The following is a 21,322-nucleotide window of genomic DNA, read 5'->3' on the forward strand; positions in this document are numbered from 1 at the left end:
CGGGCGCCTTTTTTATGGTTGGCGTAACAGTCTGATACCGGCAGCGGTCAAGCGATAGCGTTGTAAACGGCTCTTGGGTTTATCCGGTAGCGTCATTTCAATCCAACCCGCATTCAAGGCCGGCTGTAGATAGCGCTCGCGGAAAGATTTTCGATCTTGCAACTGTAGAACATTCTGAAGCGTTTCTCGCGACATCTCCCCTTGCAGCGCCGCTAGCAAGTCAGTGACTTGGGGGGTGACTTGGGGGGTGACTTGGGGGGTAATGCTCAGCTCAAGCGCTTTTAGAATCATTTCCAGCATGAATTCAACGAAGGGTGAGCAATCGGTCTTTTGGTTGCTGGCATTCAGCGCCTGGTAATATCCGGGTTGGTTATCATGTACCAGGCTCTCAACCGGCACGTTGGCGAACAACGGATCCCAGCGTGACAAAATCAGCGTTTGCCACAACCGTCCCATACGGCCGTTTCCATCGGCAAAGGGATGGATAAATTCGAATTCATAGTGAAATACACAGCAGCCGATCAGCGGTGGCAGGTCGGTTTGTTGCAGCCAGATGAGCAATTGACGGATTAGCAACGGTATGCGTTCCGCCGGCGGAGCCATATGGATCACAACATTGCCGTTCATCACGCCGACGCCGCTTTGACGATAGCGGCCAGCATCAGGCAGTAAGCTGTTCATCAACATCCCATGTGCGGCAAGCAGATCGCGTTCATTTTCGGGATGCCAATGATTCAGGTTGGTATAGCAATGGATGGCATTCATCGCTTCCTGAACGTCACGCGGAGGGGCGATGACGCGCTTACCTGCGATGATAGCGGTGATCTGCTCTTCGCTCAGGGTATTGCCTTCGATCGCCAACGAACCTTGAATAGTGCGGATCCGATTGATGCGCCTTAGCCGCAATGCATGCTCTTGTTCCGCTTGTATCGTCAAACGGGCCAATGCGGCGCCGACGTCTGTCGCCAGATGCAGAATGGAGGGCGTGATGGTCAACGGTGGCTGATAAGAGGACATGAGCAAGTTGGCCCGACGATAAACGTTGGAAAAGTGTACCATGCGTGCATGGCACGTGCAGTACGCCGTTTTCAACCGCCCGGCTGAGACAATGTTCACCGCAAGTGGAATCGCGTATCGGAACGCCGCCAGTTGATCTATTCTTATAGGCGCACGGAGTGCGGAAAAAGGGGCGGAGTCCAATGAAAAAGCAGGTTTATAACAGGAGTTATGTCACATGGCGGTAGGGATCCAGAGCAGAGGTTTCGCGCGTTGGTTGGCACCGGTATTGGCATTGTTGGTGGTCATGCAATTGACCGCCTGCGGCGATAAAGAGCCGGAACAGCGCAAAGCATTTATCGATTACTTACAGAATACCGTGATGCGCAGCGGGGCAAACATCCCCACGCTGAGCGAAGACCAGAAACAGAAGTTCGGCAACTATGCCGGCGATTACGCGATATTGGTCGGCTTTTCGCAGCAGTTGTCCAAGTCGGTCGGCGCCAGCCTGACCCCGGCGCTGGATCAGATTGACCAGATCCGCACCGCGCAGGACTACCTGAACAAACGCGACGCGCTGCAGCAATCGGTCGGGGCGTTGAACCTGTTGGGCCAGCAGATCCAGTCGGCCAAATCGCAGGCGGATACTGCCCACGCGGCGCTGAAGCAGCCTGACGATCTGAAGGCGGTGTACAACCAGGCCTATGACAAGATCGTCACCGCCCCGGCCAACGCCTTGATGCCGGCGATCCCGACTACCGCCAGCTTTGTGCAGGATCTGGTGCAGGTCGGCGACTTCCTGCAGAGCCAGGGCAATCAGGTCAGCTTCAACAACAACGGCGTGCAGTTCCGCACTGCGCAGCAGGTGGCGCAATACAACACCATGATGTCGAATCTGGTGGCTAAGCAGCAGAACCTGATGAATGCGCAGAAAACCATTCAAAGCGTGACGCAATAATAACGCGTCCAGGCGCGAAACAGGCCGGCATTGCCGGCCTGTTTTATTTCCCCTCAGCGTTTCCAATCGCTTGCTGGCTTATTGCGCAGGCTTCTGTACTACACTTCAATTAATCCATTCATTAGGCAATGTAGTTTTCTTTCATTCATCACTTCGCTAGTTCCCGGCGGGATGAGTGCTCACAGGGAAGATCAAACAGAGCGTTGCGATCGGGCGCTGCAGCTAAAATAAATTGTGATTTTCATCACAATTTAAAAACAAACAGCCAAGTCAAAAATGTGACCAATGTCACTTTATTGTGGGTTTTGAGGCGGTTTTTTTCTCACTGTGCTTTTTTTACACGTCATAAGTGTGATCTAAATCACTATAAATGAGGGTTTGTTGGGGTGTTGTGTGTGATTTGTATCACAAAAAATCCGTGAAGTTCGCGTGACAAAAACAGCGTGATAGAGTCCGTTTCGCATACAGCGGCAACACGGCTGGATCGTCACAACAATAATCACGCGCTCTATTGTCAGCGCGTAACAATAGGGGTGTGTTTTATGTTTTCACCAGACATCAAGGTTAAAGTGCAAAACTTTGGCCGCTTCCTCAGCAACATGGTGATGCCCAACATCGGCGCCTTTATCGCCTGGGGGATTATCACCGCGCTATTCATTCCAACCGGCTGGCTGCCGAATGAAACCTTAGCCAAGCTGGTCGGCCCGATGATCACCTACCTGCTGCCGCTGCTGATCGGCTACACCGGCGGGCGGCTGGTGGGCGGCGATCGCGGCGGCGTGGTCGGCGCCATCACCACCATGGGCGTCATCGTCGGCGCCGACATGCCGATGTTCCTCGGCGCGATGATCGCCGGCCCGCTGGGCGGTTGGGCCATCAAGCATTTCGATCGCTGGGTGGACGGCAAGATCAAAAGCGGCTTTGAAATGCTGGTGAACAACTTCTCCGCCGGCATCATCGGCATGCTGCTGGCGATCCTGGCCTTCCTGGGCATCGGGCCGCTGGTGGAGGTGCTCTCCAAACTGTTGGCCGCGGGCGTGCACGTGATGGTGACGAACAACCTGCTGCCACTGGCCTCCATCTTCGTGGAACCGGCGAAAATCCTGTTCCTGAACAACGCCATCAACCACGGCATCTTCTCGCCGCTGGGTATTCAGCAGGCCACGGAAGCCGGCAAATCGGTGTTCTTCCTGATAGAAGCCAACCCAGGTCCGGGCATGGGCGTGCTGATGGCCTACATGTTCTTTGGCCGCGGCAGCGCCAAGCAATCCGCCGGCGGTGCGGCGATCATTCACTTCCTGGGCGGCATCCACGAAATCTACTTCCCCTACGTGCTGATGAACCCACGCTTGCTGCTGGCGGTGATCCTGGGCGGCATGACCGGCGTCTTTACCCTGACGATGCTGAACGGCGGCCTGGTTTCTCCGGCTTCCCCGGGTTCGATTTTGGCGGTGCTGGCGATGACGCCGAAAGGCGCTTACTTCGCCAACATTGCGGCGGTATGCGCAGCCTTCGCCGTCTCCTTCGTGGTATCCGCTTTCCTGCTGAAAACCTCCAAGGTGAAAGAGGATGACGATCTGGAAGCCGCGACCCGTCGCATGCAAGAGATGAAATCGCAGTCCAAAGGCGGCGCGGCGGCGCCGGCATCGGTCGACGGCGATCTGAGCACCGTGCGCAAAATCATCGTCGCCTGCGATGCGGGCATGGGGTCCAGCGCCATGGGCGCCGGGGTGCTGCGCAAGAAAGTGGCCGACGCCGGGCTGAAGAACATCTCGGTGACCAACAGCGCCATCAACAGCCTGCCGGACGACGTGGATCTGGTGATCACCCACCGCGATCTGACCGAGCGCGCGATGCGCCACGCGCCGCAGGCCCAGCACATCTCGCTGACCAACTTCCTCGACAGCAAGCTGTACAGCGATCTGGTCGAGCGTTTGGTGGCGGTCAACAAAACCACCGACAACCAGCAGAAGGTGCTGGGCGCGCTGGACGACAGCTTTGAAGCCGGGGAACCGAACCTGTTCAAGCTGAGCGAGAGCAACGTGTTCCTCAACCTGCAGGCCAGCGACAAAGAGCAGGCGATCCGCTTCGCCGGCGAGCAGCTGGTGAAGGGCGGCTACGTCGAGGCGGAATACGTGCCGGCGATGCTGGAGCGCGAAAAGCTCACCTCCACCTACCTGGGCGAATCGATCGCCGTGCCGCACGGCACCATCGAGGCCAAGGACCGGGTGCTGCGCACCGGCGTGGTGTTCTGTCAGTACCCACAGGGCGTGCGCTTCGGCGATGAAGAGGATGAAGTGGCCCGTCTGGTGATCGGCATCGCCGCGCGCAACAACGAGCATATTCAGGTGATCACCAGCCTGACCAACGCGCTGGATGACGAGAGCGTGATCGAGCGGCTGGCGAATACCACCAGCGTTCAGGAAGTGCTGGACCTGCTCGGCGGCAAAAAAGCCGGATAACGGAATCATTTTAAAGGGTGCAGCTTGCTGCACCCTTCGACATTAAGAAGGTAGAGTTATGAAAGCATTACATTTTGGCGCAGGGAATATCGGCCGTGGTTTTATCGGCAAGCTGCTGGCGGACGCGGGGGTTGAGGTGACCTTCGCCGACGTCAATCAAACGGTGCTGGATCTGCTGAACAGCCGAAAAAGCTACTCGGTGCACGTGGTGGGCGAGCAAGAGCGCGTGGAGCGCGTCAACAACGTCAGCGCCGTCAACAGCGGCAGCGAGGCGGCGGTGGCGCTGATCGCCAAGGGGGATCTGGTGACCACCGCCGTTGGCCCGCAAATTCTCGCCAAAATCGCCGGCACGATCGCCAAAGGGCTGGTGCTGCGCCATCAGCAGGGCAATGTGCAGCCGCTGAACATCATCGCCTGCGAGAACATGGTGCGCGGCACCAGCCAGCTGAAGCAGCACGTGTTCGCCGCGCTGCCGCAGGACGAGCAGGCATGGGTTGAACAGCACGTCGGCTTCGTCGATTCGGCGGTCGACCGCATCGTGCCGCCGGCGGACAGCAGCGATCCGCTGGAAGTGACGGTGGAAACCTTCAGCGAATGGATCGTCGATCAGACGCAGTTTAAAGGCCAGCCACCGGCGATCGCCGGCATGGAACTGACCGACAACCTGATGGCGTTCGTCGAGCGCAAGCTGTTCACCCTCAACACCGGCCACGCCATCACCGCCTACCTCGGTCAACGGGCCGGGCTGCAAACCATTCGCGACGCCATTCTCGACCCGGCGATCCGCCGCGTGGTGAAAGGGGCGATGGAAGAGAGCGGCGCGGTGCTGATCAAGCGTTACGGCTTCGACGCCGACAAGCATGCCGCCTACATCAACAAAATCCTCGGCCGCTTTGAAAATCCGTATCTGCACGACGACGTCGAGCGCGTAGGGCGCCAGCCGCTGCGTAAACTGAGCGCCGGCGATCGCCTGATCAAACCGCTGCTGGGCACGCTGGAATACGGCCTGCCGCATGCCAACCTGATCCAGGGCATCGCCGCCGCCATGAGCTACCGCAGCGAACAGGATCCGCAGGCGCAGGAACTGGCGGAACTGCTGAACACGCTCGGGCCGAAAGCCGCGCTGGCGCAAATTTCCGGCCTGCCGGCGGAAAGCGAGGTTGTAGAAGAGGCCGTTGCTGTGTATAACGCCATGCACAAGTAGAATCGTGATGATGAACACCCGAGCGCAGCTTGCTGCGCTCCTGGAACCCGAGTTCGGCATCGACGGCCCTCCCCACGCCTTTCGAAAAGCGACGATGGAAGAAGCACAGGCATTTGAAAACCAGGTTCTGGAAAAGCTGAACGCGGGCAAAACGGTGCGCAGCTTCCTGATCGCGGCGGTAGAGCTGCTGGCGGAAGCGCTCAACGTGCTGGTGGTGCAGGTATTCCGCAAGGACGACTATGCGGTGAAATATGCCGTCGAACCGCTATTGTCCGGCAGCGGCCCGCTGGGGGAGCTGTCGGTACGCCTGAAGCTGATGTACGGGCTGGGGGTGATCTCCCGCCACGAATATGAAGACGCCGAACTGCTGATGGCGATGCGCGAAGAGCTGAACCACGACGGTTCGGAATACCGCTTCGTCGACGACGAAATCCTCGGGCCGTTCGGCGAGCTGCACTGCGTGGCCGCGCTGCCGCCGGTGCCGACCTTCCTGCAGCCGGGCGAGGCGGATGAAGCGCTGATCGCCATGCAGCGCCAGCGCTATCAGCAGATGGTGCGCTCCACCATGGTGCTGTCCATTACCGACCTGATCGCCGGCATCGGCGCCAAACAACCTTCCCGACTCTCTCCTCTCGGCCGCGGCTAAGCGAAGGCCGCGCGCCATTCGTCGAACAGCAACCACAGCGCGGTGGCGGCCATCAGCCCGGACATCACGCCGTTGAAGGCGCGCAGTTTCCAGGTGACCCGCAGCGCGTTGCGCAACCGGTCGCCCAACACCGCCCACAGCAGCACGCACGGCAAGTTCAGCAGCGCGAAACCGGCGATGATAGACAGCGTATGGACGAAAGTGGCGCCTTCGCGCGGGGTGAACAGGATCGCCACGTTGATCACCATCAGCCAGGCCTTGGGGTTGACCGCCTGAAACAGCGCGCCGCTGAGCAGGCTCATCGGCTGCGCCTGTTCTTTGGCGTCCGGCGAGGCCGCCTGAAACAGCTTCCATGACAGCCACAGTAGATAGGCGCAGCCGATCACCGCCAGCGGCAGGCGGATGACGCCGGCCCAGCTCAGCGCCAGCGCCAGCAGCGGGATAATGATCGCCAGCTGTACCGCACAACCGACGCAGATGCCGAACAGCATCGGCAGGGTGCGGCGCAGGCCGAAGTTAACGCCCGACGAGGCCAGCAGCAGGTTGTTGGGGCCGGGAGTGATCGACATGACGGTGACGTAGCTGACAAAGGCGGAGTCCAGCATGGCAGGTTCCTTGAACGTGAAAATGACGGTAATAACGAGAGGATCAGCATAATCGCTGCGATGGGATGGTGACAGAATCACAAATCGGATATTGTCATGGTTACAGTTGTATGAAATGTAAACTGTACCCATTGCCTGGAGAGAAACTGTGACCTTGCTCGATGAAACCCCGGATACCCGTTACCTGCAGCTGGCGGATACGCTGGCCGAAGCCATTCGCCGCGGCACGCTACAGCCCGGCGACCGCTTGCCTTCGGTGCGGCGCTGTGCGCAAACCCATCGCGTCAGCATCAATACCGTCGTGTCGGCTTACCGCACGCTGGAGGATCGCGGGCTGATCGAAGCGCGGCCGCAGTCGGGGTTTTATGTCCGCAGCACGCTGCCGGCGCTGAAGATGGCCTCGGCGCCCAGCGGCCGCATCGAGCCGCCGGCGGACGACGTGCTGGCGTTGATCGATACGGTGTTCGCCGCCCAGCAGAACCCAGCCTTCACCAACATTGCGCTGGCCTGCCCGCAGACCAGTGATTTCTATCCCGGCGGCAAACTGGGGCGCATGCTGTCTTCCCAACTGCGCCGCCAGCCGGATCTGATCGGACAATATCCGTTGCCGCCCGGCAGCCTGCGGCTGCGTCAGCAGATCGCCCGCCGCTCAATGACGCTCGGCATGCTGTTGGAGCCGGGCGACGTGGTGTTGACCCACGGCTGCATGGAGGCGCTGCAGCTGGCGCTGCGCGTCACCACCAAACCGGGCGACTGCGTCGGGCTGGAGTCGCCGACCTACTTTTATCTGCTGCCGCTGCTGGCCAGCCTGGGGCTGAAAGCGTTGGAAATCCCTACCGATCCCCAGCTGGGGCTGTCGCTGGACGCGCTGGAGCTGCTGCTGAACGAGAAGCGGCTGAATGCGGTGATCGCCATGCCGACGGTGCAAAACCCGCTGGGTTGCACCATGCCGCTGGCGGCGAAAAAGCGGCTGGCGCGGTTGATGAACGATCATCAGGTGCCGTTGATTGAAGATGGGCTGTATGCCGAGATCCAGTTTGGCGGCGCGCTGTCGCCGGCGGTGAAGGCGTTCGATCGCGACGGCTGGGTGCTGTTTTGCTCCAGCTTCACCAAAACGCTGGCGCCGGATTTTCGCGTCGGCTGGATCTGCGGCGGCCGTTTTCACGAGGCGTTGCGCAAGCTGAAGGCGGTGTCGTCGATGTCCGAGTCGCAGCTGCTGTCGGAAACGCTGGCGACCTTCCTGGAGAGCGGCGGCTACGATCACCATTTGCGCAACCTGCGCAAGCGCTATGCGGCGCAGGTCGACGAGGCGAGGGCGCTGATCGCCCGGCATTTCCCGCGCGGCACGCTGGCCACGCAGCCGGCGGGCGGCTTCGTGTTCTGGGTCGAATTCCCTCCCGGCGTGGACAGCGTGGCGCTGTTCCATCAGCTGTTGGAGGAGCAGATCTGTTTGACGCCGGGCACCCTGTATTCCCCGAGCGGGCGCTACCGCAACGCGCTGCGGCTCTCCTGCTGCTACCCGTTCAACGCGCGCTACACCCAGGCGCTGGCTCGGCTCGGCGCCAGGGCCTGCGAGATGAGCGGCCTGCCGCCCGGCATTGCGCAGGACGGGTAACGGCGCGCGCCTTTTGCTACAATGCCGGTATCATTGATTAGCGTGCCATTTTGGGCACAACGGGCCAGAGACCATGAAAGAGAAAGAAAAGGCAGAGATCAAGCGCCTGAGCGACCTGCTGGACGCCTTGAACCACAAAGACGCCACCGTGATCCAACAGGGCAACCCTGAGTTGATCGCGCAGCACACCAAAGAGAAAGAGAAACTGGCGACGGAGATCGAGCGCCTGAAAAACGTGCGCGGCGAGAAGCTGAGCGCCGAAGCGCAGAAGCTGAGCCAGCTGCCGTTCAGCCGCGAGATCACCAAGAAAGAGCAGGCCGATATGGGCGCGCTGAAGAAAAGCGCGCGCGGGCTGATCGTCGTGCACCCGATGACCGCGCTGGGCCGCGAGATGGGCCTGAAAGCGGTCACCGGCTACGCCAAGAAAGCGTTCTGAATCCCCGGGCGTCAGACCTTGGTGGTGAAATACGCCTTGGTCTGATAGGGCACGGTGACCGTGTCCTTGCCCCGCAGTTCCTCTTCTTCCGCCACCAGTTGGCGCAACCGATCGATAACCTGCTCCTGTTGCGGCTGCGGCAGCGCGGCGATAAAGCTGGTTGAACGCACGCGGTTGTAGATCACGTCCTCCACCGCGCCGCGGTGGCCGAGCATAAACACCTGCTCCTGCAGCGGTTCAAAGCCTTTGAACGGGAAGAGTTTGCGCCATTCGCCGGTATAGAAACGCGGCGCATCGCCTTCGTGGCTATCGACGATCTGATTCAGTTTACGCACCCAACCGACGCGCGCATCGCGCATGTTCCACACCAGGCCGAGTTTGCCGCCGGGCTTGAGAATGCGCTGGATTTCCGCCAGCGCCTGCGGCGTGGCGAACCAGTGGAAGGACTGGGCGCACACCACGGCATCCACCGACTCGTCCGGTAGCGGGATCGCGTCGGCGGTGCCCGCCAGCGTTTTCACCTGCGGCAGCGCCGCCGACAGTTTTTCCAGCATTTGCGGCACCGGTTCGACGGCGATCACCTGCGCGCCGGTTTCCAGCAGGCGCGGGGTGAACTTGCCGGTACCGGCGCCGAGATCGATGACCGTCATGCCGGCGTGCAGGCCGATGACGTCACGCAGCCAGGCGGCGATTTCCGGCGGGTAATCCGGCCGGCCTTTCACATAGCGATCGGCATTGGCCTGATAGCCCTCGGCGGCGGCGTGATGAATCGAATGGGTCGGGGTGGTCATATACCTGGCTCCTGGCTGAAAAAACGTGCGGCTACAGTATAGGCGGAAGAAAAGGGTTAACGCGGCATTCGGCGCACGTTTTTCATTTTTCCGCCCGCGCTTTCAATGGCCGAGCAGGCGGCGGTTGAAATCCTCAAGGCGCCCTTCGGCGAGCCGAGTGAGCATGGTCTTGCTCCAGCTGGCGGAGAGGCCGGCCACCGCCAACAGGCGGCGATACTGTTCCGCATCGAACGGCATGTGCCAGGCGATGGCGATGGCTTCGGCCACCGACACATCGCTGTTGCGCGCCGCCAGCGCCAGCGGACGATCGCCGCTGACCGCGCCCGGCGACACCACCCGATACAGCCAGCCGCAGCGGCCGCTTTGCTGCATCAGCACCGAAATGTCCTCGATGGCGAAGTGATAATTGAGCTTGAAGCACGGCGAGCGCGGCTGGGTGACCTGGATAAGCGCCTCGCCCCAGCGGAAGATGTCGCCCATAAACACATTGTGTTCGGTCAGCCCTTCGGTGGAGATATTCTCGCCGAAGGCCGGGGCGCAAAATTGCTCGGCCTGCGCCGGAAACTGCTCGCGCCAGTGGGCATAATGCTCGCGCGGGTAGTGACACAGCGCGCGGTCCGGCCCGCCGTGGTAGCTTTTTTCGGCCTGTTCGTCGCCTTCCAGCCCGAGCGGCGTGAGCCGAATGGCGCCATCCACCTGGCGTTTGGCGATGGCGCTGGGGCGCCCGCCTTCATAGGGTTGGATGCTGCCGATGTAAACGTCTGGGTGATGCATGTGCGCCTCCGTGTCTCGCGTCGAGGGCTCAGCATAGCCTGAGTTGTTCCCGTACACTACCCGGCGTTTACCTGTACGGAAGGATGTGTTTTTCCTGTCTATATTTAGGCTTTTATCTATCGTCGAGAAAAAACCATGCGTTTCATTGTATTGAGGCATGCGGAGTCAGAATGGAACCGCTCGGGGATTATTCAGGGGCGAAGTGACAGTCCGCTGACAGAAGAGGGGCGACGTCAAATCGCTGGGCTTGGCGCTCGCTTGCAAATGTTATCGGTCACTTTGTTGATCAGTTCACCGGCTGGCCGGGCTTTTACGACAGCGGAGACGTTGGCTGAGAGATGTGGCTGCACTGTGCAAATGGATGAGCGTTTGCAGGAGCAAGATTTTGGCCGACTGGAAGGATTATCTTATGCGCAGGCCATGCGCGATTATCCTGAAGCGACGCAGTGCCTCTTTGCCGGTAAGGCAGAGGCGTCGGCTCCGGGAGGGGAGAATGCTTATGAGGTTGCCTGGCGCCTGATGGCTTGTCTGTCCGATCTGGCTGTCGATGGACAAAATCAAACGCTTGGTGTTGTTACGCACGGCCATGCTCTGCAGGCACTGATTTGGTGGCTTAAAGGGGCCGACCCGCAGGAGGACCTCCGCAGATACGGTCATCGCAATTGCGGCTACGCAATGCTTGATGCGACCGCCTCTGGTTTTAACTTGTTGAATTGGGGAGTCGCGACCCACCTGTTGCCACAAAGATAGGGCGAGGAACGGCTATTCCTCGCCTGAGGGCGTCAGAAGGTGGTCCAGTTCTCTTCCGCTGCGGCGTTGGCGGCCGCGGGTTTTACGGCCGGCGCTTTCGGCGCGGCGGCTTTCACGGCGGCGGGTTCGGTCTGCTCCGCCAAACGGAACACCGAAACGCTCTGCAACAGCATGTCGGCCTGCTCTTCCAGCGAATCGGCGGCGGCGGCGGACTCTTCCACCAGCGCGGCGTTTTGCTGAGTGGTATGGTCCATTTCGACGATCGCCTGGCCAATCTGGGCGATGCCGCGCGTCTGTTCATCGGAGGCGGCGGCGATCTCGGCCATGATGTCGCGCACGTGGGTAACCGAGCGGACGATCTGCTCCATGGTATTGCCGGTGCTTTCCACCAGTTCGGTGCCGGTTTTCACCCGGCTGACCGATTCGGCGATCAGCCCTTCGATCTCCTTCGCCGCCTGGGCGCTGCGGCTCGCCAGGCTGCGCACTTCGCTGGCGACCACCGAGAAGCCGCGTCCCTGTTCGCCGGCGCGCGCCGCTTCCACCGCGGCGTTGAGCGCCAGGATGTTGGTCTGGAAGGCAATACCGTTGATCAGGGTGGTAATTTCGGCGATACGCTGCGAACTGCTGGAAATATCGCGCATGGTGCTGACCACGTTCTCCACCAGCTTGCCGCCCTGCTGCGCGGTCTGCGAGGCGTCGGTGGCCAGCTGATTGGCGTGATGGGCGTTGTCGGCGTTCTGTTTCACTGTGGCGGTCAGCTGTTCCATGCTGGCGGCGGTTTCCTCGACCGCCGCCGCCTGCTGCTCGGTGCGGGAAGAGAGATCGGTGTTGCCGGCGGCGATTTCCGCGGAAGCGGTGGAGACCTGGCTGACCCCCATCTGGATCTTCTCAATCATGGTGCGCAGATTTTGGCTCATCGCCGCCACCGCGTTCAGCAACTGCCCCAACTCATCGCGGCGGGTGCTGGTCTGCGCCTGGCGCAGATCGCCGCCGGCGATGCGTTCCGCCATCGCCAGCGTGCTTTGCAGCGGACGGGTGATCTGCAGCGTGATGCGCCAGGCGATAAGCACTCCGGCGATAATCGCGATCAGGGTAGTGATGCCCATCTGCAGCTGCGCCAGGTTGATGTTGCTGCGCGTCTGCGCCAGTTCGTCCTGCATAAAGGCGTTCACCAGCGTGCCGATCTCATGCGCGCGTTCACCGAGCTGTCGGCTGATCTGCTGCTCGTGCTCATAGGCCGGCAGGTAGGCAGCGATGCGGTTTTTGTAATCGTCCAGGGCGGCCAGCAGCGGTTGCAGCTGCGGGCGCTGCGCGTCGCTGACCCGGCGGCTCAAGGCGTTGGCCGCGTCGCGCGCGTCGTCGATGGCCGCCATCAGCGGCGCTTCGGTTTCCTTGTTCAGGCTCAGCAGCAGACCGCGCGCGCCGTAGCGCACCTGGGTCAGCTTCTGGTTCAGCTGGATGAAGGCCAACTGCAGATCGCCGTTGGTGAGCTGGCGCTCCACCTGGCTCAGGCTGGCCTGCACTTCCGACATGTTCCAGCTCTGGCGCACCGCGTCTTTCGCCGAGACCGCCTGCTCAAAGATTTTTTGCTGTTGCTGATATTCCCCAATCAGCGTCACCAGACGCTGCAGATCCTTGCGGCTTTGGGCGTCCCAGTCCAACGCCTGGCCCTGGTCTATCAGTTTGACGGCGTTATCGATATTGGCGCGGTTGTTCTGCAGATACTCCGGCTGGTAGGTCTGGCCGTACATGGCGCGGTTGTATTTGGCCTGGTTGATCTCCTCGTTCAGCCGGTTGCTGAAGTCGATGCGATCGGCGCGGGATTCGATGATGTGCAGGTATTGCGCCCCGGTGCCGGCGATGACGACCGCCAACAGCAGCAACAGCGCGAAGCCGAGGCCGAGCTTTTTACCTACGGTGAGATGGGTGAACTTTCCTGCCAATGCTTGCAATGCCGCCATAGCGTTTTTCCTTCTCCGGGCGAACGTCAATTGAACAAACCATCGGCAAGAAGTGGTCAAACTTTAGCGGATTTCAGGCAAAAAAATACCCGCCGGCGGCGGGCATCTTCATCAACGGGGGCGAATTACTTCTTCGCGGCGAAGCGTGCGGCCGCTTCGTCCCAGTTGACCACGTTCCAGAACGCCTTGATGTAGTCAGGGCGTTTGTTCTGATATTTCAGGTAGTAAGCGTGTTCCCACACGTCCAGACCGATGATTGGGAAACCGGAAGCGCCGGCGACGGCTTCGCCCATCAGCGGGCTGTCCTGGTTAGCGGTAGACACCACGGCCAGTTTGCCGTCTTTCAGCACCAGCCAGGCCCAACCGGAACCGAAGCGGGTGGCTGCGGCTTTCTCGAACTCTTCCTGGAATTTCTCAACGCTGCCGAAATCGCGCTCGATGGCCGCTTTCAGATCGCCGCCCAGCGTGGTGCCGGTTTTCAGGTTTTTCCAGAAGAAGCTGTGGTTGGCGTGGCCGCCGGCGTTGTTGCGCATGAAGGTGCGTTTGTCGGCAGGCACTTTATCCAGATCCTGGATCAGCTCTTCAACGCTGTATTTGGCCAGCTCAGGGTAGGCTTCCAGCACGGTGTTGGCGTTGTTGACGTAGGTCTGGTGGTGTTTGGTGTGATGGATTTCCATCGTCTGCTTGTCGAAATGCGGTTCCAGTGCGTCGTAAGCGTACGGCAGGGATGGCAGTGAATAACTCATAATCATCATCTCCAGTGGTGTATGGGCGGCGCAAAGGGCGAGCACCGCGTAAGCAGTCGGATCATTATAGTTAATTAAATGATATTGAAAATGATTATCAATGCCCTGCTGATTGTGTGGTTAATGAACAAATCGCTGCGTTAACATACTGATAGAAAAGAGGCCTTGAGCGCCTCTTCATGCCTTGGCGCCGATGCGTTGGTTACTCTCTATACTGTAGAGAGCGCCGAGCCTGCTGCGACGCCGAAATGTATCGAAATGTGCCAATGCGTTCACTGAATGAGCACGAGTGTGTAACAACCACAAGCACGCTGTGGTAATATCGCCGCGTCGCGTATCAGCATAACAACAGTGACATTAGCGCTCCGCCGTTTTGGCGAGGAGCGCCATTTGAACAATGTGACAATCGAGAGTAAAGGAGACCCCCATGCAGGTCAGCAGAAGGCAGTTCTTTAAGATCTGCGCTGGCGGTATGGCAGGAACGACGGTAGCCGCGCTGGGCTTTGCCCCCGAAGTGGCGTTGGCGGAAACCCGGCAGTACAAACTGCTGCGCGCCCGCGAGACCCGTAATACCTGTACGTATTGTTCCGTCGGCTGTGGGCTGTTGATGTACAGCCTTGGTGATGGCGCCAAAAACGCCAAAGAAAGCATTTTCCATATCGAAGGGGATCCGGATCACCCGGTAAACCGTGGCGCGCTTTGCCCGAAAGGCGCCGGCCTGGTTGACTTTATCCACAGCGAAAGCCGCCTCAAGTACCCGGAATACCGGGCGCCGGGGTCGGACAAATGGCAGCGCATCAGCTGGGACGACGCCTTTACCCGCATCGCCAAGCTGGTGAAAGAAGACCGTGACGCCAACTTCATCAAAACCAACGACCAGGGCGTTACCGTCAACCGTTGGCTGACCACCGGCATGCTGTGCGCCTCGGCCGCCAGCAACGAAACCGGTTTTCTGTCGCAAAAATTTAGTCGCGCTCTCGGCATGCTTGCCGTAGACAACCAGGCGCGTGTCTGACACGGACCAACGGTAGCAAGTCTTGCTCCAACATTTGGTCGCGGTGCGATGACCAACCACTGGGTTGATATCAAGAACGCGAATTTGATTATCGTCATGGGCGGTAATGCGGCGGAAGCGCATCCGGTGGGGTTCCGCTGGGCGATGGAAGCCAAAATACACAACAATGCCAAGCTGATCGTGATCGATCCGCGCTTTACCCGAACCGCATCGGTGGCGGACTTCTACACGCCGATCCGCTCCGGGACCGACATTGCTTTCCTGTCGGGCGTGTTGCTGTATCTGATGACCAACAACAAGTTTAACCGCGAGTACGTCGAGGCCTACACCAACGCCAGCCTGCTGGTGCGGGAAGACTTTGCCTTCGAAGACGGCTTGTTCAGCGGCTACGACGCGGAAAACCGCAAGTACGACAAAACCACCTGGAACTACCAGTTCGACGAGAACGGCTTCGCCAAGCGCGACGTCACGTTGCAGGATCCGCGCTGCGTGTGGAACCTGCTGAAGCAGCACGTGAGCCGCTACACGCCTGACGTGGTGACCAACATCTGCGGCACGCCGAAGGACGATTTCCTCAAGGTGTGCGAATACATCGCCGAAACCTGCGTCGCGGATAAGACCGCTTCGTTCCTGTACGCCCTGGGCTGGACTCAGCACTCGGTCGGCGCGCAGAACATTCGCACCATGGCGATGATCCAGCTGCTGCTCGGCAACATGGGCATGGCGGGCGGCGGCGTCAACGCGCTGCGCGGCCACTCCAACATCCAGGGGCTGACCGATCTCGGCCTGCTGTCGCAGAGCCTGCCGGGCTACCTGACGCTGCCGTCGGAGAAACAGACCGATCTCGAGACCTACCTGAAGGCCAACACGCCGAAGGCGCTGCTGCCGGGCCAGGTGAACTACTGGGGCAACTACCCGAAATTCTTCGTCAGCATGATGAAGACCTTCTACGGCGACAAGGCGCAGAAGGACAACAGCTGGGGCTTTGACTGGCTGCCTAAGTGGGACAAAGGCTACGACGTGCTGCAGTACTTCGAGATGATGTCGCAGGGCAAGGTCAACGGCTACTTCTGCCAAGGCTTTAACCCGGTGGCGTCGTTCCCGAACAAAAACAAGGTGGTGGCTTCGCTGTCCAAGCTGAAGTTCCTGGTGACCATCGATCCGTTGAACACCGAGACCTCCAACTTCTGGCAGAACCACGGCGAGTTCAACGAGGTGGATTCCTCGCAGATCCAGACCGAAGTGTTCCGCCTGCCGTCCACCTGCTTCGCCGAAGAGAACGGCTCGATCGTCAACTCCGGCCGCTGGCTGCAGTGGCACTGGAAAGGCGCGGACGCCCCGGGTGAAGCGCTGAACGACGGCGAGATCCTGGCGGGCATCTTCAGCCGCCTGCGCGAGATGTATGCGCGCGACGGCGGCGCGGTGCCGGAACAGGTGCTGAACATGCGCTGGGACTACCTGACGCCGGACAACCCGGCCCCGGAAGAGGTGGCGCAGGAGAACAACGGCAAGGCGCTGGCGGATCTGCTGGATGCCGACGGCAAAGTGGTGGTGAAAAAAGGCGAGCTGCTCAGCTCGTTCGCGCAGCTGCGCGACGACGGCACCACCGCCAGCGGTTGCTGGATCTTCGCCGGCAGCTGGACGCCGGCCGGCAACCAGATGGCGCGGCGCGACAACGCCGATCCGTCCGGCCTCGGCAACACGCTGGGCTGGGCCTGGGCATGGCCGCTCAACCGTCGCATTCTGTACAACCGCGCCTCGGCGGATCCGCAGGGTAAACCGTGGGATCCGAAACGCCAGCTGCTGGAGTGGGACGGCGCCAAGTGGGTCGGGGCCGATATCCCGGACTACAGCACCGCCGCGCCGGGCAGCGACGTCGGGCCGTTCATCATGCAGCCGGAAGGCATGGGCCGCCTGTTCGCCACCGACAAAATGGCGGAAGGGCCGTTCCCTGAACACTACGAGCCGTTCGAAACGCCGCTCGGCACCAACCCGCTGCACCCGAACGTGGTGTCCAACCCGGCGGCGCGCGTGTTCAAGGACGATCTGGCGGCGATGGGCAAATCCGACAAGTTCCCGTACGTCGGCACCACCTATCGTCTGACCGAGCACTTCCACTACTGGACCAAGCACGCGCGGCTGAACGCCATCGCCCAGCCGGAACAGTTCGTGGAGATCGGCGAAAAGCTGGCGGAGAAGAAGGGCATCAAGCAGGGCGATACCGTGAAGGTCAGTTCCAACCGCGGCTACATCAAGGCCAAGGCGGTGGTGACCAAGCGAATTCGTACGCTGCAGGTGCACGGCCAGGAAGTCGACACCATCGGCATCCCGATTCACTGGGGTTACGAAGGAGTGGCGAAGAAAGGCTTTATCGCCAACACGCTGACGCCGTTCGTCGGCGACGCCAATACGCAAACGCCGGAGTTCAAGGCGTTCCTGGTCAACGTGGAAAAGGTGTAACGGAGACGAATTATGGCCATGCAATCTCAAGACATCATTCGTAAATCCGCCACCAATGGCTTCACGCCGGCGCCGCGCGCCCGTGACCACCAGGAAGAAGTGGCCAAACTGATCGATGTCACCACCTGTATCGGCTGCAAGGCCTGTCAGGTGGCCTGTTCCGAATGGAACGACATCCGCGACGAAGTGGGGCACAACGTCGGGGTGTACGATAACCCCGCCGATCTGACCGCCAAGTCGTGGACGGTGATGCGCTTCTCCGAGGTGGAGGAAAACGGCAAGCTGGAATGGCTGATCCGCAAGGATGGCTGTATGCACTGCGCCGATCCGGGCTGCCTGAAGGCCTGCCCGTCGGAAGGCGCGATCATTCAGTACGCCAACGGCATCGTCGACTTCCAGTCCGAGCACTGCATCGGCTGCGGCTACTGCATCGCCGGCTGCCCGTTCGACGTGCCGCGCATGAACAAGGACGACAACCGGGTGTACAAGTGCACCCTGTGCGTCGACCGCGTGGACGTCGGCCAGGAACCGGCCTGCGTGAAAACCTGCCCGACCGGCGCCATTCACTTCGGCACCAAGGAAGCGATGAAGCAGGTGGCGGCGGATCGCGTCAGCGAGCTGAACACCCGCGGCTACCAGAACGCCGGTCTGTACGATCCGGCGGGGGTGGGCGGCACGCACGTGATGTACGTGTTGCACCACGCCGACAAACCGCAGCTGTACCACGGTTTGCCGGACAACCCGAGCATCAGCCCGGCGGTGACCTTCTGGAAGGGCGTGTGGAAACCCCTGGCGGCCATCGGCTTTGCCGCCACCTTCGCGGCCAGCGTGTTCCACTATGTCGGCGTCGGGCCTAACCGCGTCGAGGATGAGGACGAGCACGACGAGTCGCATGACGAGGAGACGCGCAAATGAGAAAGGAAAAGCCCATTCAGCGTTACAGCGCGCCGGAGCGCATCAACCACTGGATAGTGGCGTTCTGCTTCGTGTTCGCCGCCATCAGCGGGCTGGGGTTCTTCTTCCCCTCCTTCAACTGGCTGATGAACATCTTCGGGACGCCGCAGCTGGCGCGCATTCTGCACCCGTTTGTCGGGGTCATCATGTTCGCCGCGTTCCTGCTGATGTTCCTGCGCTACTGGAAGCATAACCTGATCAACCGGGAAGATATCGTCTGGGCCAAGAACATCCACAAAATCGCCATGAACGAGGAAGTGGGTGACACCGGGCGCTATAATTTCGGCCAGAAGTGCGTGTTCTGGGCGGCGATTATCAGCCTGGTGCTGCTGCTGGCCAGCGGCGTGGTGATCTGGCGGCCGTATTTTGCGCCGTCGTTCTCCATCCCGCTGATCCGCATCGCGCTGCTGGTGCATTCGCTGGCCGCGGTCGGCCTTATCATCGTGATTATGGTGCACATTTACGCCGCATTGTGGGTAAAAGGCACCATTACCGCGATGGTGGAAGGCTGGGTGCCGGCGGCCTGGGCCAAGAAACATCATCCGCGCTGGTACCGTGAGGTCCGCGAGAAACGACAGGAAGATAAACCCTGATGAGTATCCGCATCGTTCCTAAAGAGCAGTTAGGGGCACAGCGTGAGAAGTCCACAACGGCGGAGAACATCCCGCCGTTACTTTTCGCCAACCTGAAAAGCCTGTACAGCCGCCGCGCCGATCGTCTGCGTCAGCTGGCGGTCGACAACCCGCTGGGTGACTACCTGAACTTTGCCGCCGAGCTGGCGCAGGCGCAGCAGCATGCGCTGCACGATAACCCGCTGCAGCTCGATCTGAGTGAAGCGTTGGTGCAGGGCGCCGCCAGCGGCAAACCGCCGCTCGATCTGAGCGTGTTCCCGCGCAGCGAGCACTGGCGCAAGCTGCTGACGTCGCTGATCGCCGAGCTGCGTCCGCAGGCGCCGGAACACATTCTGGCGGTGCTGGACAACCTGGAGAAGACCTCGGCGCACGAGCTGGAGCTGATGGCCGACGCCTTGCTCAACCGCGAGTTCGGCAAGGTGGGCAGCGAGAAGGCGCCGTTCCTCTGGGCCGCACTGTCGCTCTATTGGGCGCAGATGGCCAGCCTGATCCCCGGCAAGGCGCGCGCCGAATACGGCGAGCAGCGCCAGTTCTGCCCGGTGTGCGGCAGCATCCCGGTTTCCAGCATGGTGCATATCGGCACCGTCAACGGCCTGCGCTACCTGCACTGCAACCTGTGCGAAAGCGAATGGCACGTGGTGCGGGTGAAGTGCAGCAACTGCGAGCAGACCCGCGATCTCAACTACTGGTCGCTGGACAGCGAGCAGGCGGCGGTGAAGGCGGAAAGCTGCGGCGACTGCGGCACTTACCTGAAGATCCTCTATCAGGAAAAAGACCCGCAGGTCGAAGCGGTGGCCGACGATCTGGCTTCGCTGGTGCTGGACGCCCGCATGGAAGAGGAAGGCTTCGGCCGCAGCAGCATCAATCCGTTCCTGTTCCCGGCGGAGTAACCGCCCGGCCCCGTTCGCGCGGGGCCGGACAAGCAATTTCAGAACGGGCTTCTGGCATTCGCCCGGGCGAGTTGCTACGTTTAGGCCATGACGCGCCAAGCGAAAGGAACCACGATGTTAAACACCCTGGCAAAACTGACCGCGGTCGCCGTGCTGGCGATCGGACTGGCGGCCTGCGACAACAAGGACGACACCAAACCGGCGGTGCCGCCACCGGACACCAAGCCGACCGTGACGCAGCCCGCGCCACCGCCGCCGCCTGCGCCGGTAGAGGCCCCACCCGCGCCGCCGGGGCTGAACGTGTCGCTGCAGAAGGGCAAGATCACCTTCGAGTTGCCGCCGGGCTTTAGCGATCAAACGCTGAACAGCGGCATCGTCAATGACAGCACCTCCACCATCCAGCGCTTTCTTGACGGCAAGTCGCGCCAGAGCGCGGTTTCGTCCGAAGTGATCCCGCCGGACGGCATGAAGATCAATACCAGCGACAAAATGCTGAAAGAGCTGACGCAGAGCGCCATCACGGTGCTGGCCGAGCGCTATCAGAATATCCAGACCACCAAAGAAGAGAACTTCACCGTCGGCAAACAGAAGTTTCGCCGGGTGGATACCGAGCAGACCGTCAACGGCCAAAAGGTGGTGTCCACCCTGGTGTTGACGGTGTTCAACAAACGGGTGGTAACGCTGCAAATGCTGTCGCCGGCCAAAACGCCGGAAGTGCATCAGGCGCTGGTGCAGCGGATTATCGATACTCTGGCGGTGAAGTAAGGGCATTGCGCCGCGGCCAGGACGAAGCGGAGGAGACCGGATGAAGCTTATCGGCAGTTACACCAGCCCCTTTGTGCGCAAGATTTCCGTGATGCTGCTGGAGAAGGGGATCGCGTTTGAATTCGTCAACGATCCGCCGTATGAGCCCGGCAGCCGGGTGAAGGAGCAGAACCCGCTCGGCAAAGTGCCGGTGCTGATCGCCGATGACGGCGAGGTGTTTTACGACTCGCCGATCGTGGCCGAATACCTCGAACTGCTGACGGTGGAGCCGGCGTTTTTGCCGGCCGATCGCGCCGCAGCGCTGCGCGTCCGCCAGGTGGCGGCGCTGGCGGACGGCGTGACCGAAGCGGCGGCGACGCTGTACCGCGAAAGCCGGCGCGCGCCGGAAAAGCAGGACGAAAACTGGATGCTGCGCCAGCGTGACAAGCTGACGCACGGTCTGGATGCGCTGGAGGCGCTGGCGCAGGAAAAAACGTGGCTCAATGCCGAGCGGCTGACGCTGGCGGATATCGCCACCGGCTGCGCGCTGGGCTACCTGAATTTCCGCCGCATCCTGCCCAACTGGTGCGTCCAACGTCCGGCGCTGGTCAAGCTGGCCGAACGCCTGTTCGCCCGCGAAAGTTTCGCCCGCACGGCGCCGCCCTGAACGTTCTTTTCTCCCC

At 60.8% G+C, this 21,322-nt stretch carries 19 protein-coding genes; 13 read left to right on the plus strand and 6 right to left on the minus strand.

Going from position 1 to position 21,322, the window contains the following annotated elements; genetic code table 11:
• Positions 1-12 precede the first annotated feature (12 nt).
• Positions 13-1,017, minus strand: a complete 1,005-nt coding sequence (locus ACSBQS_RS20515) for a Fic family protein (RefSeq protein ID WP_342164484.1) — start codon at positions 1,015-1,017, stop codon at positions 13-15.
• 217 nt (positions 1,018-1,234) lie between these two features.
• On the opposite strand from ACSBQS_RS20515, the gene ACSBQS_RS20520 reads away from it, so the two are divergent.
• The 4 genes from ACSBQS_RS20520 (at position 1,235) to ACSBQS_RS20535 (ending at position 6,266) form a co-directional block, all read left to right on the plus strand.
• On the plus strand, positions 1,235-1,954 hold the full coding sequence (locus ACSBQS_RS20520) for a DUF3053 domain-containing protein (RefSeq protein ID WP_342164482.1): 720 nt from the start codon (positions 1,235-1,237) through the stop codon (positions 1,952-1,954).
• Between the two features lie 542 nt (positions 1,955-2,496).
• Positions 2,497-4,416, plus strand: coding sequence for a PTS mannitol transporter subunit IICBA (locus ACSBQS_RS20525; RefSeq protein ID WP_042783401.1), 1,920 nt, complete (start codon positions 2,497-2,499; stop codon positions 4,414-4,416).
• A gap of 58 nt (positions 4,417-4,474) precedes the next feature.
• A complete protein-coding gene (locus ACSBQS_RS20530) occupies positions 4,475-5,620 on the plus strand; it encodes a mannitol-1-phosphate 5-dehydrogenase (protein ID WP_434991324.1) in 1,146 nt (381 codons plus the stop codon).
• A gap of 94 nt (positions 5,621-5,714) precedes the next feature.
• Positions 5,715-6,266, plus strand: coding sequence for an MltR family transcriptional regulator (locus ACSBQS_RS20535; protein ID WP_016929575.1), 552 nt, complete (start codon positions 5,715-5,717; stop codon positions 6,264-6,266).
• Here the strand turns inward: ACSBQS_RS20535 and ACSBQS_RS20540 are convergent.
• Complete coding sequence (locus ACSBQS_RS20540) at positions 6,263-6,871, minus strand: LysE family translocator (RefSeq protein ID WP_033652305.1); 609 nt, start codon at positions 6,869-6,871, stop codon at positions 6,263-6,265. The genes ACSBQS_RS20535 and ACSBQS_RS20540 overlap by 4 nt on opposite strands.
• 148 nt (positions 6,872-7,019) lie before the next feature.
• On the opposite strand from ACSBQS_RS20540, the gene ACSBQS_RS20545 reads away from it, so the two are divergent.
• Complete coding sequence (locus ACSBQS_RS20545; protein ID WP_042783403.1) at positions 7,020-8,486, plus strand: PLP-dependent aminotransferase family protein; 1,467 nt, start codon at positions 7,020-7,022, stop codon at positions 8,484-8,486.
• A 73-nt stretch (positions 8,487-8,559) separates the two neighbouring features.
• A complete protein-coding gene (locus ACSBQS_RS20550) occupies positions 8,560-8,922 on the plus strand; it encodes a YibL family ribosome-associated protein (protein ID WP_021504152.1) in 363 nt (120 codons plus the stop codon).
• Between the two features lie 11 nt (positions 8,923-8,933).
• Here the strand turns inward: ACSBQS_RS20550 and ACSBQS_RS20555 are convergent, their stop codons facing one another.
• Together ACSBQS_RS20555 and yiiM are read right to left on the minus strand one after the other, a co-directional pair.
• Entirely contained in the window at positions 8,934-9,713 is a 780-nt protein-coding gene (locus ACSBQS_RS20555; protein ID WP_033652303.1) for a class I SAM-dependent methyltransferase, read from the minus strand.
• Positions 9,714-9,815: 102 nt separating this feature from the next.
• Positions 9,816-10,487, minus strand: coding sequence for a 6-hydroxyaminopurine reductase (gene yiiM, locus ACSBQS_RS20560; RefSeq protein WP_033645117.1), 672 nt, complete (start codon positions 10,485-10,487; stop codon positions 9,816-9,818).
• Positions 10,488-10,622: 135 nt separating this feature from the next.
• Between yiiM and ACSBQS_RS20565 the strand changes: the two genes are divergently transcribed.
• Positions 10,623-11,237: a histidine phosphatase family protein gene (locus ACSBQS_RS20565; RefSeq protein ID WP_031299772.1), complete on the plus strand. Its 615-nt coding sequence runs from the start codon at positions 10,623-10,625 to the stop codon at positions 11,235-11,237.
• 32 nt (positions 11,238-11,269) lie between these two features.
• Here the strand turns inward: ACSBQS_RS20565 and ACSBQS_RS20570 are convergent, their stop codons facing one another.
• Positions 11,270-13,198 (minus strand): methyl-accepting chemotaxis protein, encoded by a 1,929-nt coding sequence (locus ACSBQS_RS20570; RefSeq protein ID WP_047025983.1) that lies wholly within the window; start codon positions 13,196-13,198, stop codon positions 11,270-11,272.
• Between the two features lie 125 nt (positions 13,199-13,323).
• Positions 13,324-13,944, minus strand: coding sequence for a superoxide dismutase [Mn] (sodA, locus tag ACSBQS_RS20575; RefSeq protein ID WP_004934003.1), 621 nt, complete (start codon positions 13,942-13,944; stop codon positions 13,324-13,326).
• A gap of 427 nt (positions 13,945-14,371) precedes the next feature.
• On the opposite strand from sodA, the gene fdnG reads away from it, so the two are divergent.
• The 6 genes from fdnG (at position 14,372) to ACSBQS_RS20605 (ending at position 21,306) form a co-directional block, all read left to right on the plus strand.
• Positions 14,372-17,419 carry a formate dehydrogenase-N subunit alpha gene (gene fdnG, locus ACSBQS_RS20580; protein WP_103101707.1) on the plus strand — a complete coding sequence of 1,016 codons (3,048 nt, stop codon included), beginning with the start codon at positions 14,372-14,374 and terminating at the stop codon, positions 17,417-17,419.
• Positions 17,420-17,431: 12 nt separating this feature from the next.
• Positions 17,432-18,334 carry a formate dehydrogenase subunit beta gene (fdxH, locus tag ACSBQS_RS20585; protein WP_004934014.1) on the plus strand — a complete coding sequence of 301 codons (903 nt, stop codon included), beginning with the start codon at positions 17,432-17,434 and terminating at the stop codon, positions 18,332-18,334.
• On the plus strand, positions 18,331-18,966 hold the full coding sequence (gene fdoI, locus ACSBQS_RS20590) for a formate dehydrogenase cytochrome b556 subunit (protein WP_004934017.1): 636 nt from the start codon (positions 18,331-18,333) through the stop codon (positions 18,964-18,966). The genes fdxH and fdoI overlap by 4 nt, the downstream gene beginning before the upstream one ends.
• Complete coding sequence (fdhE, locus tag ACSBQS_RS20595) at positions 18,966-19,895, plus strand: formate dehydrogenase accessory protein FdhE (protein WP_089192377.1); 930 nt, start codon at positions 18,966-18,968, stop codon at positions 19,893-19,895. Before fdoI ends, fdhE begins: the two co-directional genes overlap by 1 nt.
• A 114-nt stretch (positions 19,896-20,009) precedes the next feature.
• On the plus strand, positions 20,010-20,660 hold the full coding sequence (locus ACSBQS_RS20600) for a DcrB-related protein (protein ID WP_033645112.1): 651 nt from the start codon (positions 20,010-20,012) through the stop codon (positions 20,658-20,660).
• A gap of 40 nt (positions 20,661-20,700) precedes the next feature.
• A complete protein-coding gene (locus tag ACSBQS_RS20605; RefSeq protein ID WP_069100544.1) occupies positions 20,701-21,306 on the plus strand; it encodes a glutathione S-transferase in 606 nt (201 codons plus the stop codon).
• The last annotated feature ends 16 nt before the right edge of the window (positions 21,307-21,322 follow it).

It is taken from the genome of Serratia sp. H402Y (genome assembly GCF_051172415.1).
Classification (GTDB): domain Bacteria; phylum Pseudomonadota; class Gammaproteobacteria; order Enterobacterales; family Enterobacteriaceae; genus Serratia; species Serratia ureilytica.

Bases quoted from the DNA above. Each gene is read 5' to 3' on its own strand.
- fdxH (WP_004934014.1), top strand. From the start codon at position 17,432: ATGGCCATGCAATCTCAAGACATCATTCGTAAATCCGCCACCAATGGC.
- ACSBQS_RS20540 (WP_033652305.1), bottom strand. From the start codon at position 6,871: ATGCTGGACTCCGCCTTTGTCAGCTACGTCACCGTCATGTCGATCACT.
- ACSBQS_RS20535 (WP_016929575.1), top strand. From the start codon at position 5,715: ATGGAAGAAGCACAGGCATTTGAAAACCAGGTTCTGGAAAAGCTGAAC.
- ACSBQS_RS20530 (WP_434991324.1), top strand. From the start codon at position 4,475: ATGAAAGCATTACATTTTGGCGCAGGGAATATCGGCCGTGGTTTTATC.
- ACSBQS_RS20600 (WP_033645112.1), top strand. From the start codon at position 20,010: ATGTTAAACACCCTGGCAAAACTGACCGCGGTCGCCGTGCTGGCGATC.
- ACSBQS_RS20570 (WP_047025983.1), bottom strand. From the start codon at position 13,198: ATGGCGGCATTGCAAGCATTGGCAGGAAAGTTCACCCATCTCACCGTA.
- yiiM (WP_033645117.1), bottom strand. From the start codon at position 10,487: ATGCATCACCCAGACGTTTACATCGGCAGCATCCAACCCTATGAAGGC.
- sodA (WP_004934003.1), bottom strand. From the start codon at position 13,944: ATGAGTTATTCACTGCCATCCCTGCCGTACGCTTACGACGCACTGGAA.
- fdhE (WP_089192377.1), top strand. From the start codon at position 18,966: ATGAGTATCCGCATCGTTCCTAAAGAGCAGTTAGGGGCACAGCGTGAG.
- fdoI (WP_004934017.1), top strand. From the start codon at position 18,331: ATGAGAAAGGAAAAGCCCATTCAGCGTTACAGCGCGCCGGAGCGCATC.
- ACSBQS_RS20555 (WP_033652303.1), bottom strand. From the start codon at position 9,713: ATGACCACCCCGACCCATTCGATTCATCACGCCGCCGCCGAGGGCTAT.
- ACSBQS_RS20525 (WP_042783401.1), top strand. From the start codon at position 2,497: ATGTTTTCACCAGACATCAAGGTTAAAGTGCAAAACTTTGGCCGCTTC.
- ACSBQS_RS20550 (WP_021504152.1), top strand. From the start codon at position 8,560: ATGAAAGAGAAAGAAAAGGCAGAGATCAAGCGCCTGAGCGACCTGCTG.
- ACSBQS_RS20515 (WP_342164484.1), bottom strand. From the start codon at position 1,017: ATGTCCTCTTATCAGCCACCGTTGACCATCACGCCCTCCATTCTGCAT.
- ACSBQS_RS20565 (WP_031299772.1), top strand. From the start codon at position 10,623: ATGCGTTTCATTGTATTGAGGCATGCGGAGTCAGAATGGAACCGCTCG.
- ACSBQS_RS20605 (WP_069100544.1), top strand. From the start codon at position 20,701: ATGAAGCTTATCGGCAGTTACACCAGCCCCTTTGTGCGCAAGATTTCC.
- ACSBQS_RS20520 (WP_342164482.1), top strand. From the start codon at position 1,235: ATGGCGGTAGGGATCCAGAGCAGAGGTTTCGCGCGTTGGTTGGCACCG.